A 15,555-nucleotide genomic window follows, 5' to 3' on the forward strand; every position below is an offset into this window, starting at 1 on the left:
TCCTACTCTGCTGATTCTGCGGCTGAACCCTGATGAGCGGCGTGCGCCGCTGCGGCAACCGCTGCTGCCACATCACCTGCCACGTGCGGATCGAACACGCTCGGGATGATGAAACTGGCATTGAGTTCATCATCGTCCACCCGAGCGGCGATTGCATCCGCTGCGGCAACCAGCATCTGCGGCGTGATGTCGGACGCCCCTGCGTCGAGCAGCCCACGGAAGAAGCCCGGGAAGGCGAGCACGTTGTTGATCTGGTTCGGGAAATCGCTGCGGCCGGTGGCCACTACCGCGGCGTGCCGGGCAGCGACGATGGGGTCGATTTCCGGGTCAGGGTTGGCCATGGCAAAGACGATCGCCTTGTCAGCCATGGACTTCACCTGCTCCTCACCGAGGAGGTTCGGAGCACTGACACCGATGAAGACGTCCGCGCCGTTCAGTGCTTCATGCAGCGTCCCGGAGAAAGCATTCTGGTTGGTGTTCTCGGCAATCCAGCGGCGGTGCTCGTCGGTGTGGTTCTGCCCGCTGTGGATGGCGCCCTTGCGGTCACACGCCACGATGTTCTTCGCACCCTGGGCCTGCAGCAGCTGGATGATGGCCGAACCGGCGGCGCCGACGCCGGAAACGACAATCCGCACGTTCTCGATCTTCTTGTCCACAACGCGGAGGGCGTTGGTCAGCGCGGCCAGCGTCACAATGGCGGTGCCGTGCTGGTCATCGTGGAAGACGGGAATATCCAGCTCCTCGCGCAGCCGGTTCTCAATCTCGAAGCACCGGGGAGCAGCGATGTCCTCGAGGTTCACTCCGCCATACACGGGCGCGAGTGCCTTGACGATGCTGATGATTTCTTCGGTGTCCTGGGTATCGAGGCAGACCGGCCAGGCATCCACGTTGGCGAACTGCTTGAAGAGTGCGGCCTTGCCCTCCATGACGGGCAGTGCGGCGGCGGGGCCGATATTGCCCAGCCCGAGCACCGCTGAGCCGTCCGTCACCACAGCGACGGTGTTGCGCTTGACGGTGAGGCGGCGGGCGTCGTCGGGGTTTTCTGCAATTGCCATGCAGACGCGTGCGACGCCGGGGGTGTAGGCGCGGGAGAGATCGTCACGGTTGCGCAGGGGAACCTTGGGGACAACTTCCAGCTTCCCGCCGAGGTGCATCAGGAAGGTGCGGTCGCTCAGCTTCTTCACGTTCACGCCGTCGAGGGCGTTGAGGGCGTCACGGACGCGCTCGCCGTGAGCAGCGTCGGTGGTGTTGCAGCTGACGTCCACCACGATGCTGTCATGGTGCGACTCAGTGACATCGAGCGCAGTGATCGATGCACCGGCGGAGCCGACAGCGGCGGCCAGCTCAGCAGTAGCTGTGAAGCTCGACGGCGCCTGAACGCGCAGGGTGATTGAGTAACCGGGGCTAGGACTCGCCATTGATGATCCTCCAGATAAGTTATTTCGTATTGTGGATATTATTATCTACTAAGTGGAATTGCAAGCGGGGCGCCTTGGGGCCGGAGCATAGAAACGGCCCGGAGGTGCAGGACTGCCGCTTCGAACCGGCGGGGCTGCGCCTGCGAGCAGTTTCTGCGCTGAGGGCACACAGCCCGCGGCCCCAACGCCAGTTTCCACTCTGCGGAAGTAGGGTATCTTTGGAGAAGTTATTCCGCTGTGCGGATAGTTTCTAGCTAGGAGAGCCAAATGGCCGAGAAGGCTGCAGGTGGCGGCGTCCAGTCGGTGGAGCGCGTGTTCGAACTGCTGGAGTTGATTACCGACGCCGGCGGTGAGGTCACGCTGAGCGAGCTCTCCTCCTCTACGGATCTCCCCCTGCCCACGATCCACCGGCTCCTGCGCACCCTGGTGATGAAGGGCTACGCCCGGCAGCTGCCCAACCGACGCTACGCCCTCGGCCCCCGCCTGATTCGTCTCGGTGAGGGCGCCAACAAGCAGCTCGGCGCGCTGGCGCGTCCCCAGCTGAAAATGCTCGTGGACCGGTTGGGCGAGACCTCGAACATGGCGGTGCTCGACTCCGACATGGTCGTTTACATTGCTCAGGTGCCGTCGTCGCACTCCATGCGCATGTTCACCGAAGTGGGGCGCCGGGCGCATACCCATGACACCGGCGTCGGGAAGGCCATCCTGGCCCAGCTCGACAATGAGACCGTGCGCAACATCGTGACCAGGGCTGGCATGCCCACGCCCACGGAGAAGAGCATCAAGTCCGTGGACCAGCTCCTCTCCGAACTCGACAACATCCGCGAGCGCGGCTACTCCATTGATGAGCAGGAGCAGGAACTGGGGGTTCGCTGTTTCGCGATGGCCGTGCCCAACGCTCCCACCCCTACGGCCATCTCCGTCTCAGGACCAATCTCCCGCGTGGACGAAGGGTTCGCTGACAAGGCCATTCCACTGCTGCGCTCCGCGGCGCAGGCGATCTCGGATGACCTCAACCTCGCAAGCTAGGTGCAGCCAGTAGAGTGCCACCCATGAATGACAAAGAGGTTCTGCACCGCTACCTGCGCCTGCGCCGCGCTGACCTGCTCGCGAAAGTGGACGGCCTCGGCGACTATGACGCGCGCCGGCCGCTGACCCCCACGGGCACCAACCTGCTGGGCCTCGTGAAGCATGTCGCCAGCGTGCAGCTGGGTTACTTCGGTGAGGTTTTCAACCGGCCCAGCGGCCGGGAGCTGCCGTGGTTCGACGACGACGCCACCCCGGAAGCCGATCTGTGGCTCACCGCTGAGGAGACCCCGGAGGAGATCATTGAGCTGCACCACTTCTCCGCGGCGCACACTGACGCCACCATCGAGGCACTGCCGCTCGACGCCGTCGGGGAGGTCCCATGGTGGGCACCTGAGCGCCGGCAGGTGACCTTGCAGCAGATGCTCGTGCACATGTGCGTTGAGACGGCCCAGCACCTCGGGCACGCTGACATCCTTCGTGAACAGCTCGACGGCGCCACCGGCCGCGGCCCGGATGATCCGAACATGCCGCAGCGCAGCGCCGAGGAGTGGTCGGAGCACTGGGAACGGATCGAAACGGCGGCCCGGCATGCCGAGCAGGGCGCCACCTGACCCCCTCGCCGCAAAGCTGCTGCGGAAGCATCGCCGGCCACATACCATTCCATGCAGGTTTGGAGCGCTGGTACGGCGTGTCCTCCAAGACACGCCGAAGATAGGGGGCGTTGGCCAGCAAACCTGCACACAGCGGTTTCGTATCCCGCCAATCGTGCACGGAACGGGCGTGGATGCAGCGCTTCACCGCGCAGACAGGATAGCGTGGGATCCCGTGGCCAGACCCGGAGGTAAGTCGATCTCCAGGGTCGCCGTGCTTGTCACCGGTCTCACCGCGGTGTCCACGCTTCTCGGATTCCTTCGGGACGTCGTCATCGCAGCAGTTTTCGGCGCAGGCGCCGAGCTGGACGCCTACCTCGTAGCGCAGGGCCTGATGAACATCGTGCTGGGGCTCGTTGCCTACGCAATGGCCCGTTCAGCTACACCGGCGGTCTCCCGCGAAGCGGCCGCAGAGGACAACGGATGCAAGGGGCACACCGGGTTCGACGTTGCTTTCACACTCACCATGGTTGTCCTTGGAATTGGCGGCGTGGTCATGGCGATCTTCGCCGGTCCTGTGGCCTCGCTGCTCGCACCCGGATTCGACGCCGAGACCACAGCCGCAGCTGCCACGCTCACGCGCATCGTGCTGGTGGCAACGGTGCTCGTGGCGGGTACCGATCTGCTGGCCGCGCTGGCTCAATCGCACGGACGCTTCGCCTGGGCATCCCTCCAGGGCGTCCCGTTCAACCTGATCATGATCGCGGCGGCCGGGCTCTTCGGCCCCCGCTACGGCATTGCGGCTCTCGCCGTGGGATTCGTTGTGGGCTCCGGCGCACGGCTCCTGCTGCAACTGCCCCCGCTGCGCAGCCTCGGCACACGGGTGCGCCCCCGCCTGCAGCTGAAGGATCCAGGCTTCCGGGAGATCGCCGTACTGGTCCCGGCAATGCTGGTCGGCAGCGCCGTCGGGAATGTGAACACACTGGTGGACCGGGCGGTGGGTTCCACGCTTGAGGAGGGCGCTATCACTGCGCTGTCCTACGGTTGGCGGCTAGTAAACCTCCCCGAACAGCTGCTGATCGCCTCCCTGCTCGTGCCGCTGTATCCGGCGATCAGCGCTTCGGTGCGCGACCTTACAGAGCTCAGGCGGCTCGTGAACCGCGGCCTCTCAGTGACTGTGACCATCCTGGTTCCACTCTGCGTTGTCCTGGCGGTCGCTGCGGAGCCGCTCGTGGAAGTGGCCTTCGGCCGTGGCGCCTTTTCCCCGGAGGACATCGAGGCCACCGCCACCGCAGTGCTCTGGTACGCGCCGGCACTCCTGGCCCTGGGCATCCGCCAGGTAGTAGTGAGTACCGCGTACGCCCTGGGCGACGCCAGGGCTCCCGTAGTGATCTCCGTGCTGGCCATGGTGGTCAACGTTGTGGGTGACATTCTGCTGGCACCGGTGATGGGAGTCGCAGGCATTGCGCTGGCCACCAGCGCCTCACTGGTCCTCGCCGCCGTTGCGAATGCGTGGCTTCTCAGAAGCAGGCACGACGGCGTGAACCTGCGCGAGGCTTTCGTCCTCCTTCTCCGCGCTGCCCTGTTGGCGGCTGTTGCCGGTGCTGTCGGGGTTGTCCTGGCGAGCCTCGTTGCCGGTCCGGCGCTGATGACGTCCGTCGTCGTGGTGTTTGGGGTGTGCGGCACCTACGCGCTCGGGCTGGTTGTGCTGCGTGCTCCGGAGGGCCGGGTGCCCCTCGACATGCTGCGGGCGGCACGACGCCGCTGAGCGGGGGTGCTGCCTTCGACGCTGTTGCTTACTAGACGCTGTTGCTTATGCGGCGGACGGGCGAAGCGTCACCGGTTTGTCCCGCGTGAACCGCGCAAAAATCAGGTTCAGGGTGGGGCCCGGATCCTTCACGTCCCACACACTGTGCTGTGCACGGCTTGCCCAACGGACGGTGTCGATGAGGTCCGCGGCAAGCCCGCCCCGCCGCTCGATGCGCGCGCGGCGTAAATCTCCCGCAGTCCACGCGTACCTAAAGCCGGCGGGCGCGTCCGCAAGATGCGGCACCGTCTCGCCCAGAGCCAGCCTGCCCCATGCGTCGGCCAGGCCGGGGCGGGCTGCATTGGTGAGAGCGATGGACCCGAAGAACCGGCCGTTGAAGTCGATCAGGTGGGAAACGCCGTCGTCGTCTGTCAAGAACTGTAACTCCACCAGTCCCCACCAGCCGATCTCCGTAAGCAGCGCGTCAACCTGTTGCGCCAGCACCGCGTCGACTGCGACTGTCCGTGCACGAGCTGACGCTCCGTTGGGTGTGGGCCAGAGCCGCGGCGTTTCCTGCTGGACCCTTCCTTCAAGGCGGCCGTCGCGGAAAAAGCCGATGAGCGCACCGAGTTGTCCTCGTATGGGCTCCTGGAGGAGCGGCTCAGCGCCGAGTTCCTCCATGTGGTTGACGCGTTCCTTGGCGGCGGTCATGCTGTCGAACAACCGCGCCTCGATGCGGTGCGGCCTCGTCTGCCCCGGAGACCAGTGCGCACGCGACTTCACCACAACGGGACCCTCCCAGTCAGCGATCGCCTCCGGCGTGGCAGGCACTGTGCGGGGCGCCGCCATTCCCACCCGGCCGGCGCTCTCCGCGAGCAGGACCTTGTCCAGCGCCCGCTCGACCGCGTCCGGGGAAGGGTGTGCCACCGTCGTCGGGATCTGGTGCCGGTAGGTTGCGAGCGCAGCCATCCAGTCGTCGCCGCCGCCGAAAACCACGTCATACCCGCCGGCCTTCACCGCGGCCGCTACTCCGTTGATGAAGGCCTTACCGTCGCCTCGGGGACGAGGAACTGTGTGACAGACGGCGACGGCGCGTGAGGAGCAGAGCATCCCCCTTCCCTCAGGCGTGCCCACCCCCACGGTCCAACCGGCTGCGCGCAGCGAACGAGCGGCCGCGAGCGCACCGCGGTCACGGGATGTGCTGACGATCAGTGCACGGCGCTGCGCGTGTGAAGCGTCATCAATTCTGGGCTGCGTGTCCACACGGCCTTCCGATAGGCGGGAAACGTCTTGTCCCAGCCTAGGAAGCGCAGATGAGAAACAGATGATAGAGCGATTGAACGGCGAGTCGCAAGCACCGGAACCGCCCTGGCAGGCGGAAGGTCTTCCGGAAAAGTGCATCCTCTGCATGCACTGCATGCGCCTGCCAGGATCAGGGGTGCTGCAGCTTTCAGCCAACCAGCCGCCTTGCTGCTGCCGAGTGCTCAGCGATCAGCGATTCGAGATCCAGCCCGACAACGGCGCCGTCCTCCACCCGCCATTGACCACCGATCATCACCCGGTCGGCGCGGTCAGCACCGCAGAGCAGCAGCGCCGACAGAGGGTCGTGGCTGCCCGAGAATCGAAGGTCATCCAGCCGGAACATCGCAAGGTCAGCCTGTTTGCTCACAGCCAGTTCCCCGATGTCGCTCCGTCCCAACGCGGCGGCCGATCCGCGCGTTGCCCACCCCAGAGCACGGGAAGGGGTGGCACGCTCGGCGCCGTACCGCAGCCGTTGGATATAGAGAGCCTGGCGCGCTTCGAGGATCAGATTGGAAGCATCGTTGGAGGCGGACCCATCCACACCAAGGCCCACCGCTACGCCGGCCTCCTCCAGTTCGATGGCCCGGCAGATCCCTGAGGCCAGGCGCATATTCGATGTGGGGCAATGCGCCACGCCGACCCCCGCGGCTCCGAGCTGGGCAATCTCGCCGTCGTCGAAGTGGATGCCGTGGGCCAGCCAGGTTCTCGGCCCCAACCAGCCGACGCTGTCGAGGTACTCGACCGTCCTCATGCCGAACCGCTCCCGGCAGAAGTCCTCTTCGTCGAGCGTCTCAGCGAGATGGGTGTGCAGCCGGACGTCATGGAGGTCGGCCAGGGCCGCGCTGGCCTTCATGATCTCCGTCGTGACCGAGAATGGTGAACACGGCGCCAGCGCAATCTGGATCCGGGCGCCTGCACCGCGTTCGTGGTACTGCTCGATGAGCCTCTCACTGTCGGCGAGTATCACTTCCGGGTCCTGCACGGTCTGCTGGGGCGGCAGGCCGCCGTCGTCCCCCCCCAATGTCATGGAACCGCGCGTCAGTGTGGCGCGCATGCCGAGCCTGCGCACCACGGACACCTGCACGTCGATGGATTCCTCCATGCCGCCCGGGAACAGGTAATGGTGGTCAGCTGCCGTGGTGCACCCGGAGAGGAGGAGCTCAGCGAGCGCCGCCGTCGTCGCCAGTTCTAGATCGCGAGGCGTGAGCTTCGCCCATACCGGGTACAGGTTCACCAGCCAGGGAAAAAGCGGCACATTGACCACGGGTGCCCACGCGCGCGTGAGCGTCTGGTAGAAGTGGTGGTGCGTATTGATGAGCCCGGGCAGTACCACGTGGCTCCGGGCGTCGAAGACGGAGTCGTACCGTTCGGCCGGCATTGCTCCCGTCGGGACCAGTTCCATAATGGTGGCGCCTTCGATCACGAGCCCGCCGCCGGCGTCGGAATCGTTGGCGGTAAAGATGGCGAGCGGGTCGCGTAACCAGATGCGTTGCATAATCGGATTTCCGTTCCGTGATTGTCAGGGGATCACGTTCGAGGGGGACGAAACGGCACAGGACCACCGGCATGACGGCGGGGTGTGCCGTCAGCTCAGTGGTCCTGTCTGCTGATCCAGGTTCTCGTCCCTGCCTGCCCTGACTCTCGCGAAGGCAGGCAGGGCTCGAATTTAGTGCAGGTGGCCGGGGGTCTCGTCGCAGATTTTGCGAATGTCCTCGACGCAGCTGATCTCGCCGTTATCGAGTTTTTCCTTGACCACGTGGTACTGCGCCGCGGTCACCACGGGGATCTCGGTGCCGTCAGCTGCCACGAGCTTGCCGCCCTGGAAGCTGTCGCCGTCCTGGAGGGCGGTGAGTTCGTCCTGCCGCACCATGCGGGGTGGGCTGGCAACAAAGACGGAGGAATTCTTGCTGTTTCCGGTCTTGAGGTGGTTGAAGAGCAGGTTCATCAGCACCGCCATGATGGCCGCCGAGCTGATTCCCGAGTGGAAGATGATACCGAACCAGGTGGGGAAGGCATCGTAGAAGGTGGGCGAAACGACGGGAATCGTGCCGAAGGCGAGCGCCACTGCAACGATCACGAGGTTCATGTTGCCCTCATAGTCGACCTTTGCCAGCGTGCGGATGCCGCTCGCTGCCACGGTGCCGAAGAGAACGATTCCAGCTCCGCCGAGTACCGGCGTCGGAACCGCGGCAACCAGGCGTCCCAGGATGGGCAGGAGCCCAAGGATAACCATGATGAGACCGCCTGCGGCCACTACGTAGCGGCTGCGGATGCCAGTGATTGCCACCAGGCCCACGTTCTGTGCGAAGGCAGTCTGCGGGAAGGAGTTGAAGATCGGGGCGATGGCGCTGGAGAGCATGTCGGCGCGGAGGCCGTCGGCGATACGGCGTGAGTCGACCTTGGTCCGGGCGATTTCACCGACGGCGAGGATGTCTGCCGTGGTTTCGGTCATGCAGACAAGGATCACAATGGTCATCGAAATGATCGCAGCGATATCAAAGACAGGCCAGCCGAAGGCGAACGGCTGTGGGAAGGCGAAGATGGCGCCCTCAGCGACGTTGGAGAAGTCAGCGAGACCTAGGAGCGCCGCGATGATGGTTCCTGCCACAATGGCGAGCAGGATCGACAGGCGGGAGATTGCCGCGCTGCCCAGCTTGCTCATGAGGAGAACCAGAGCCAGCGTTCCGGCGGCCAGCCCGATGTTCGTGAGGCTGCCGTAGTTGTCAGCGGTCCGGTTTCCGCCCATTGCCCAGTTGGCAGCGACAGGCATGAGGGTCAGGCCGATGGTGGTGATGATGACGCCAGTCACCACCGGCGGGAAGAACCGGATGATCTTCGCGAAGAACGGCGCAAGGACCAGACCGATCACGGAGGCCACGAGGACTGCGCCGAAAATGGTCTGTAGTCCTCCACCGCCGCTGATGATCGCAGTCATGGTGGCAACGCCGGCAAAGGAGACGCCCTGCACCAACGGGAGCTGCGAGCCGAAGAACTTCACACCGTAGCTCTGCAGGATCGTTGCTGCGCCGCCCACGAAGAGGCAGGAGGCAATCAGGACGGCGATGTCGTCCTGGGATACGCCGGCGGCAGTTCCGACGATGAGCGGAACGGCGATGATTCCGCCGTACATGGTGAGGACGTGCTGGAACCCGTAGGCGAATGATCGTCCGAGGGGCAGCCGTTCATCCTCGGGGCGCTGGGGTTTGGCCTGATGTTTCATAGAGCTGACTGCTTTCATGAGTATGACTTCCTTGTCTCACATGAGTGGTTGGTTGAACGGCCGGGCACGTGCAGGTGTCCGGCCGTTCACGGTTAGGACGGCGTTCCTGCCGCGCAGGCGCCCGTTCCCAACCGTTTTCTCAACAGAAGCCGGGGATGTTTGCCCAGATTGCTGCTTCGTTGGTTGATCCTTCGGCGCGCTCGCGTTCTACGGTCGCCTCGATCAGTCCGTACGGCCGGTCGGCCGCGAAGAAGACCTCGCCCGGGTTGTCGACGCCGAACGGCTCGAGATCCACGAGGAAGTGGTGCTTGTTCGGCAGGGAGAGCTTGATCTCCTCGATTTCCGGATGCGCCTCCAGCGCCTGCTTGCCCATCTGGAACATGGTCTGCTGCAGAGCGAGCGAGTGGGTCTGGGCGAAAGCATCGAGGAAGATCTTGCGAACGCTGGCGTACACCGCGTTGAAGTCGATGTCCGTGGTGTCCGCTGCGTAGCGCCAACGGGCGGTCACATCGGTCGCAAGGATGCGGTCGGTGGTTTCCTGGAGGGTGGTGTACTGATCCCGCGGGAACCCGTGGAACTCAGAACCGGTCGACTTCAAGACGGTGAGATCCTCGATGCCGGCGACGATGTGCCGCGTGCCGTTCTCAATGAGCAGCACAGCCGTGCGGGTCTCCGACTTGTTGCGCGAGAACGCGTGATCGTGGTCGCTGATGCGGTCCCAGAAGTACTGCTCCGCCTCCCAGCGTCCGCCGGAAACCCAGTCGAAGCTTTCGGTGAAGTGCTTGCCGAGGCGCAGGAGGAACTGCTCAGGAGAGCCGATACCTTCGCGGGAGAACGCGTACACCGTGTTCTTCTGCGTGTCAGTGGCAACAACGTGTGAGTTGTCTCCCTCGGTGTGGGCGGTTTCGAAGTCGCCGTGCAGCTGCGAGGTGACGTTCAGGTCCTCGATCTGGTGCCGCGCAGTGTCGCGGGTGATCTTCACGAGCCTGCATTCGGCCTTGCCGTACTGGTTCCGGCCCAGGACGATGCGGCCGCTGTTACCTGCGGTGTTCTCGTTGGTGTTGGCATTTGTTTCGATGGTCGGTGTCGTCATTGTCAGCTTCCTCGGTAGGTGGAATAGGCGAAGGGACTAATCAGGAGCGGCACGTGATAGTGCTGCGCTGGGTCGGTAAGTTCAAAGATCAGTGAGACGGAGGGGAAGAATGTTTCCGTGCCGGTCGCCGCGAAGTAGGTGCCGGTCTGGAAGTCAATCCGGTAAGTGCCCGCCTCCAGCGCTTCAGGGCCCAGGGAGGTGATGCGGCCGTCGTCGTCGGTGTTTCCCTCCCCGATGTCCTCCCAACCATCCGCACCCAGCCGGTGCAGTGCGGCAGCGACGCCGGCGGCGGGACGTCCCGTACCGGTGTCGAGCACGTGGGTGGTTATGTGGCTGCGGCTCATGCTGCGAGGACCCCCTTGAGTCGAAGGATGGCGATTTCACGCAGTTGCTGGGCGATGATTTCCAGCTCCTGCGCGGGCGTATTCTGCAGCCGCTCATCGAGAGCGGCGAGGATGTCCTCGGCGCTTCGACCGGCGGCCCGGATGAGGAAAACCCTCCCGAACTTCTCCTCGTAGGCACGGTTGCCTGCCTGGAGCGCGGTCTGGGTTTCGACGGCGGTGCTGACGCCGGCCTGCTCACCACGCGACATGGTGGCTTCAGTGGTATTCCCCTGCGCCCGGTCGCCGATGCGCGGGTGATGCGCCAGGGCGCCGTCGATCTCGGCTTCCGTCCAGGGATAGGCTGCCTTTTCGGCGAACGCAATCAGGTCGGCTTCCGAGGAGAAGGGCCGCGCGTCCACGATGGCCTCAACCCAGCGCGGGATGTCAACGCATGGCGTGAGTTGGGCAGCGGCCACTTCGGGGGTACAGGTATTGAGGGTTGCAAGAGGCATGGGTGTCAGCTTTCTATGAAGCGCTATCGCCAGCGCTGAACACCCTTACCCTCGAACGAATTCGATTTGACTCGATGTTTCCGGCGACAGTCCAGGAACCGTGTGGCTCTGGTTCAGTTTCTATATGGTGGAATTTTTATTCCGATTTCATTGTAGCCCTGATCACATGGTAGCTGTCAAGCGTTACCTGGATCACATGATAGAGCTGCTTCCCTGCACCAGGCCACCACCGCGTAAATGGTGGAAGATGGGCCTATGGATGCCACCGCCGCATTGAATGAGATCGCCTTCTGGCTGGAACGGGAACTGGCTCCGAGTTTCAAGGTTCAGGCGTTCCGCAAGGCCGCAGCGGCCATTGCCGAGCTGGAGCCCGACGAACTCGCACAACGCGCCCGCGACGGCCGGCTCAAGCGAATGAAGGGCATCGGAGCGCGCTCCCATGAGGTCATCACCCAAGCGCTCAACGGTGAAGTGCCGGCCTATCTCGCCGACCTCCGCGAGCGCTCGAAAGAAGCCCTGGCCAGCGGCGGCTCGGAGCTGAGGGCCCTCCTCCGCGGTGACCTGCACAGTCACAGCGACTGGTCCGACGGCGGGAGTCCCATCCCGCTCATGGTCGACGCCGCGCGTGCGCTCAATCATGAATACCTGGTGCTCACGGACCACTCCCCCACCCTGAAGATCGCGAACGGCCTGAGCGCGGAGCGCCTCACGGAGCAACTCCAGATCGTGGACCAGATCAACAACGACGACGGCGGCAACGGCTTCCGCCTTTTGAAGGGCATCGAGGTGGACATCCTTGAAGACGGAACACTGGATCAGTCGCCGGAGATGCTCGATGAGCTGGACATCGTTGTCGCCAGTGTCCACTCCAAGCTGCGCTCCGACCGCCGCACCATGACCGCACGCATGCTGGGCGGCATTCGCGATCCCCATACCAACGTCCTTGGCCACTGCACGGGCCGTCTTGTCCAGGGTTCCCGCGGCCAGCGTCCACAGTCCGAGTTCGACGCCCGGAAGGTGTTCACCGCCTGTGCCGAGAACAACGTAGCGGTGGAGATCAATTCACGTCCCGAGCGGCAGGATCCGCCGGATGACCTGATCCAGCTGGCACTCGAAGCCGGATGTCTCTTCAGCATCGACAGCGACGCGCACGCCCCCGGTCAGCTGGATTTCCTCCAGTACGGGGCGGAGCGCGCCGAGGCGAACGGCGTGCCGGCGGACCGCATCATTACGACGTGGCCGTTGGACAAGCTGCTCGCCTGGGCGCGCTCCTGAAAGCTTCCCGAACTCTAGGCGTCCAGGAATTCCTTGGCTGCCCTGAAACCGGATTCAAGGTCCGCCAGAATGTCATCAATGTGTTCAATACCCACTGAGAGCCGCACCAGGCCGGGTGTGACACCGGCAATGGCCTGCTGCTCAGGCGATAGCTGGCTATGCGTGGTCGACGCCGGGTGGATCACCAGCGAACGGACGTCGCCGAGGTTCGCCACATGCGAATGCAGTTCCAGGGCATCCACGAAGCGCTTGCCGGCCTCGGCGCCGCCGGCCAGGTTGAAGGACACAATGGCGCCGATCCCCTTCGGCCCGTACGTGCGGCCGCGCTCATACCAGGGGCTCGAGGGCAGCCCGGCATAGGCGACCGACTCGACATCCTCACGCGCTTCCAGCCACTGAGCCACGTCGACCGCGTTGGAGACATGCCGCTCCATCCGCAGGCTCAGGGTTTCCAGGCCCTGGGCGATCAGGAACGCGTTGAACGGGGATACCGCCGAGCCGAGGTCCCGCAGCAACTGGACCCGGGCCTTGAGGATGTAGGACAGGTTGGCCCCGAGGGCACCATCCGCACCCAGATCCCGTGCGTACACCAGACCGTTGTATGTCGGGTCCGGCGTATTGAAGCCCGGGAAACGGTTGGGATCCTTGCCGAAATCAAACTTTCCCGAGTCAACGATCACGCCGGCGATCGCCGTACCGTGGCCGCCCAGGTATTTGGTGGCCGAGTGGACAACGATGTCCGCGCCCCACTCCAGGGGCCGGATGAGGTAAGGGGTGGCAAGGGTGTTGTCCACGATCAGCGGCACACCGGCGTCGTGAGCGGTCCGGGACACGCCCTCAATGTCGAGTACGTCCTGCCGCGGGTTGGAGACGACCTCCGCGAAGAACAGCTTGGTGTTGGGCTGCACAGCGTCCCGCCACTGGTCCAGATTGTCCGGATCCGCCACGAAGGTGACCGAAATGCCGAACTTCTTCAGCGTATGGGCCAGCAGGTTGTAGGTTCCGCCGTACAGGCTCGGACTGGCGACGACGTGATCGCCGGCCTCCGCGACATTCAGGATCGCGAAGGTCTCCGCCGCCTGACCTGAGCTGAGCAGCAGCGCGCCCAGCCCGCCTTCAAGGCTGGCGATCCGCTGCTCAACAGCATCCTGCGTGGGGTTGCCGATCCGCGTGTAGATGGGAGCCAGTTCGGCAAGGGCAAACCGGTTGGCGGCGCTTTCGGCACTGGGAAAGACGAACGACGTGGTCTGGTAGATCGGCAGGGCGCGGGCTCCCGTGGCGCTGTCGGGTTCCTGGCCGGCGTGGATCTGGCGGGTTTCGAAAGACCATTGGTTGGACATTCAAGGCTCCTTTGGCATGGGCCCGGCATGGTGGGAGCACCGCGGGCCGCGCTTGCCGTCCGGCTGGTGCCGGGCGGCCAGGTCTTCACCCGGAGCACCCCACCGCAGCTGGAGGGTTGCTGGCCAGCAAGCCGGGGCTTGGTGCTGGCACTCATGACCACGGCCAGTGTAGGCACAGGAGTATCACGCCGCACGAAGATGACGTTCCATGTAATCCACCCGTTGAGTTGCAGAAGTTTTTGTCGCCTAGTTGCAGGTAAAAGTGTTTCTAGGCCGCAACTAGGCGACAAAAACGTCAGGGGAGGGTGAGGAGTGCGTACTTCTCCATCGCTTGGCGTGGTGCGTCCGCGTCAATTTCTCCCCGCTTCGCGAGGAGCTGAAGAGTGCGTACGACGACGGAGGCTGGGTCGATCTTGAAGTACCGCCTGGCTGCGGCGCGTGTGTCGGAAAAGCCGAACCCGTCCGCTCCGAGTGTGGCGAAGTCCTGCGGCAGGAACTGGCGGATTTGATCCGGAACAGCCTTCATGTAGTCGGTGACGGCCACGATCGGTCCGGGTGCGTCCCCAAGCTGCTGGGTGACGAAGGGAACGCGGGCCTCTGCATCGGGGTTGAGGAAGGCCTCCTCCTCGGCGGCGAGTGCGTCACGCCGCAGCTCCGTCCACGAAGTCACCGACCACACATCGGCCGAAACACCCCAGTGGTCTGCCAGGAGTTCCTGCGCCTCGAGCGCCCACGGGACGGCCACGCCGGAGGCGAGGATCTGCGCCTTCGGCCGGCCGCCGTCGTCGTTGCCGGGCTTCAGCCTGTACACGCCGCGCACCACGGCGTCGGCATCCAACCCGGCGGGAAGCGGCGGCTGGATGATCGGCTCGTTGTAGACGGTCAGGTAGTACATGACGTTTCGATCGTCGGAATTCGCGCCGTACAAGCGCTCCAGTCCTGCACGCATGATGATGCCGAGTTCATACCCGTAGGCCGGGTCGTAGGTGATGACGGCGGGGTTGGTGGAGGCAAGGATGGGTGAGTGTCCGTCGGCGTGTTGGAGGCCTTCGCCGGTGAGGGTGGTGCGGCCTGCGGTGGCGCCGATGATGAACCCGCGGGTCATCTGGTCTCCTGCTGCCCAGAAGGAATCTCCCGTGCGCTGGAATCCGAACATTGAGTAGAACACGTAGATCGGAATCAGCGGCTCACCGTGGGTTGCATAGGCGGTACCCGCAGCCGTGAAGGCAGCCACCGCACCGGCCTCATTGATCCCCGGATGCAGGATCTGGCCTTGAATCGATTCCTTGTACGCGAGAACCAACTCCCGGTCAACGGAGAGGTAGTTCTGGCCGTCCGGGTTGTAGATCTTCGCTGTCGGGAAAAAGGCGTCCATGCCGAAGGTTCTGGACTCATCCGGAACAATGGGGACAATCCGGGACCCCAGCCCTTTCTCCCGCATGAGATCTTTCAGGAGGCGGACGAAAGCCATCGTTGTGGCGGCCTGCTGCTTCCCCGAGCCACGGTTCGCAACCTCGTACGCCTTGTCCCCCGGCAGCTCCAGTGCCGCCGCCTCGGTACGGCGTTCAGGAACAAATCCGCCCAGGGCACGGCGCCCGTCCAGGAGGTATTTGATTTCGGGGGAGTCGGGTCCGGGGTGGTAGTAGGGCGCGTTGTAGAGGTCGGCTTCGAGTGCTTCGTCGGGGATGGGGATGCGCAGGTGGTCG

General features: G+C 64.4%; 13 protein-coding genes and 1 riboswitch. Of the genes, 4 read left to right on the plus strand and 9 right to left on the minus strand.

The features are described 5' to 3' along the window. Positions 1–2: 2 nt before the first annotated feature. Positions 3–1,418 carry an NAD-dependent malic enzyme gene (locus ABFX19_RS05140; RefSeq protein WP_346027725.1) on the minus strand — a complete coding sequence of 472 codons (1,416 nt, stop codon included), beginning with the start codon at positions 1,416–1,418 and terminating at the stop codon, positions 3–5. A 267-nt stretch (positions 1,419–1,685) separates the two neighbouring features. Between ABFX19_RS05140 and ABFX19_RS05145 the strand changes: the two genes are divergently transcribed. The 3 genes from ABFX19_RS05145 (at position 1,686) to murJ (ending at position 4,805) form a co-directional block, all read left to right on the plus strand. Next, complete coding sequence (locus tag ABFX19_RS05145; RefSeq protein WP_277357567.1) at positions 1,686–2,447, plus strand: IclR family transcriptional regulator; 762 nt, start codon at positions 1,686–1,688, stop codon at positions 2,445–2,447. A 23-nt stretch (positions 2,448–2,470) separates the two neighbouring features. After that, on the plus strand, positions 2,471–3,058 hold the full coding sequence (locus tag ABFX19_RS05150) for a DinB family protein (RefSeq protein WP_346027726.1): 588 nt from the start codon (positions 2,471–2,473) through the stop codon (positions 3,056–3,058). A 169-nt stretch (positions 3,059–3,227) separates the two neighbouring features. Continuing rightward, positions 3,228–4,805, plus strand: coding sequence for a murein biosynthesis integral membrane protein MurJ (gene murJ, locus ABFX19_RS05155; RefSeq protein ID WP_346027727.1), 1,578 nt, complete (start codon positions 3,228–3,230; stop codon positions 4,803–4,805). A gap of 45 nt (positions 4,806–4,850) precedes the next feature. Here the strand turns inward: murJ and ABFX19_RS05160 are convergent, their stop codons facing one another. The 6 genes from ABFX19_RS05160 to uraD form a co-directional block, all read right to left on the minus strand. Beyond that, positions 4,851–6,047: a hypothetical protein gene (locus ABFX19_RS05160; protein WP_346027728.1), complete on the minus strand. Its 1,197-nt coding sequence runs from the start codon at positions 6,045–6,047 to the stop codon at positions 4,851–4,853. Positions 6,048–6,234: 187 nt separating this feature from the next. Beyond that, positions 6,235–7,581, minus strand: a complete 1,347-nt coding sequence (locus tag ABFX19_RS05165; RefSeq protein WP_346027729.1) for an 8-oxoguanine deaminase — start codon at positions 7,579–7,581, stop codon at positions 6,235–6,237. A 171-nt stretch (positions 7,582–7,752) separates the two neighbouring features. Beyond that, entirely contained in the window at positions 7,753–9,324 is a 1,572-nt protein-coding gene (locus ABFX19_RS05170; RefSeq protein WP_346027730.1) for a nucleobase:cation symporter-2 family protein, read from the minus strand. A gap of 121 nt (positions 9,325–9,445) precedes the next feature. Further along, complete coding sequence (pucL, locus tag ABFX19_RS05175) at positions 9,446–10,399, minus strand: factor-independent urate hydroxylase (protein ID WP_346027731.1); 954 nt, start codon at positions 10,397–10,399, stop codon at positions 9,446–9,448. Positions 10,400–10,401: 2 nt separating this feature from the next. Beyond that, positions 10,402–10,743: a hydroxyisourate hydrolase gene (gene uraH / locus ABFX19_RS05180; protein WP_277357574.1), complete on the minus strand. Its 342-nt coding sequence runs from the start codon at positions 10,741–10,743 to the stop codon at positions 10,402–10,404. After that, on the minus strand, positions 10,740–11,234 hold the full coding sequence (gene uraD, locus ABFX19_RS05185) for a 2-oxo-4-hydroxy-4-carboxy-5-ureidoimidazoline decarboxylase (protein WP_346027732.1): 495 nt from the start codon (positions 11,232–11,234) through the stop codon (positions 10,740–10,742). The genes uraH and uraD overlap by 4 nt, the downstream gene beginning before the upstream one ends. 255 nt (positions 11,235–11,489) lie before the next feature. On the opposite strand from uraD, the gene ABFX19_RS05190 reads away from it, so the two are divergent. Next, positions 11,490–12,509: a PHP domain-containing protein gene (locus ABFX19_RS05190; protein ID WP_346027733.1), complete on the plus strand. Its 1,020-nt coding sequence runs from the start codon at positions 11,490–11,492 to the stop codon at positions 12,507–12,509. Between the two features lie 14 nt (positions 12,510–12,523). Here the strand turns inward: ABFX19_RS05190 and ABFX19_RS05195 are convergent, their stop codons facing one another. After that, the gene (locus ABFX19_RS05195) at positions 12,524–13,849 is read right to left on the minus strand and encodes a bifunctional o-acetylhomoserine/o-acetylserine sulfhydrylase (RefSeq protein WP_346027734.1); all 1,326 of its coding nucleotides are present in this window, start codon (positions 13,847–13,849) and stop codon (positions 12,524–12,526) included. A gap of 43 nt (positions 13,850–13,892) precedes the next feature. Further along, positions 13,893–14,008, minus strand: a riboswitch (SAM riboswitch). Between the two features lie 136 nt (positions 14,009–14,144). Further along, positions 14,145–15,555: transketolase-like TK C-terminal-containing protein (locus ABFX19_RS05200; protein WP_428831012.1), on the minus strand; the 1,411-nt coding region annotated here is incomplete at its 5' end.

It is taken from the genome of Arthrobacter parietis, assembly GCF_039530425.1.
Taxonomy (GTDB): domain Bacteria; phylum Actinomycetota; class Actinomycetes; order Actinomycetales; family Micrococcaceae; genus Arthrobacter_D; species Arthrobacter_D parietis.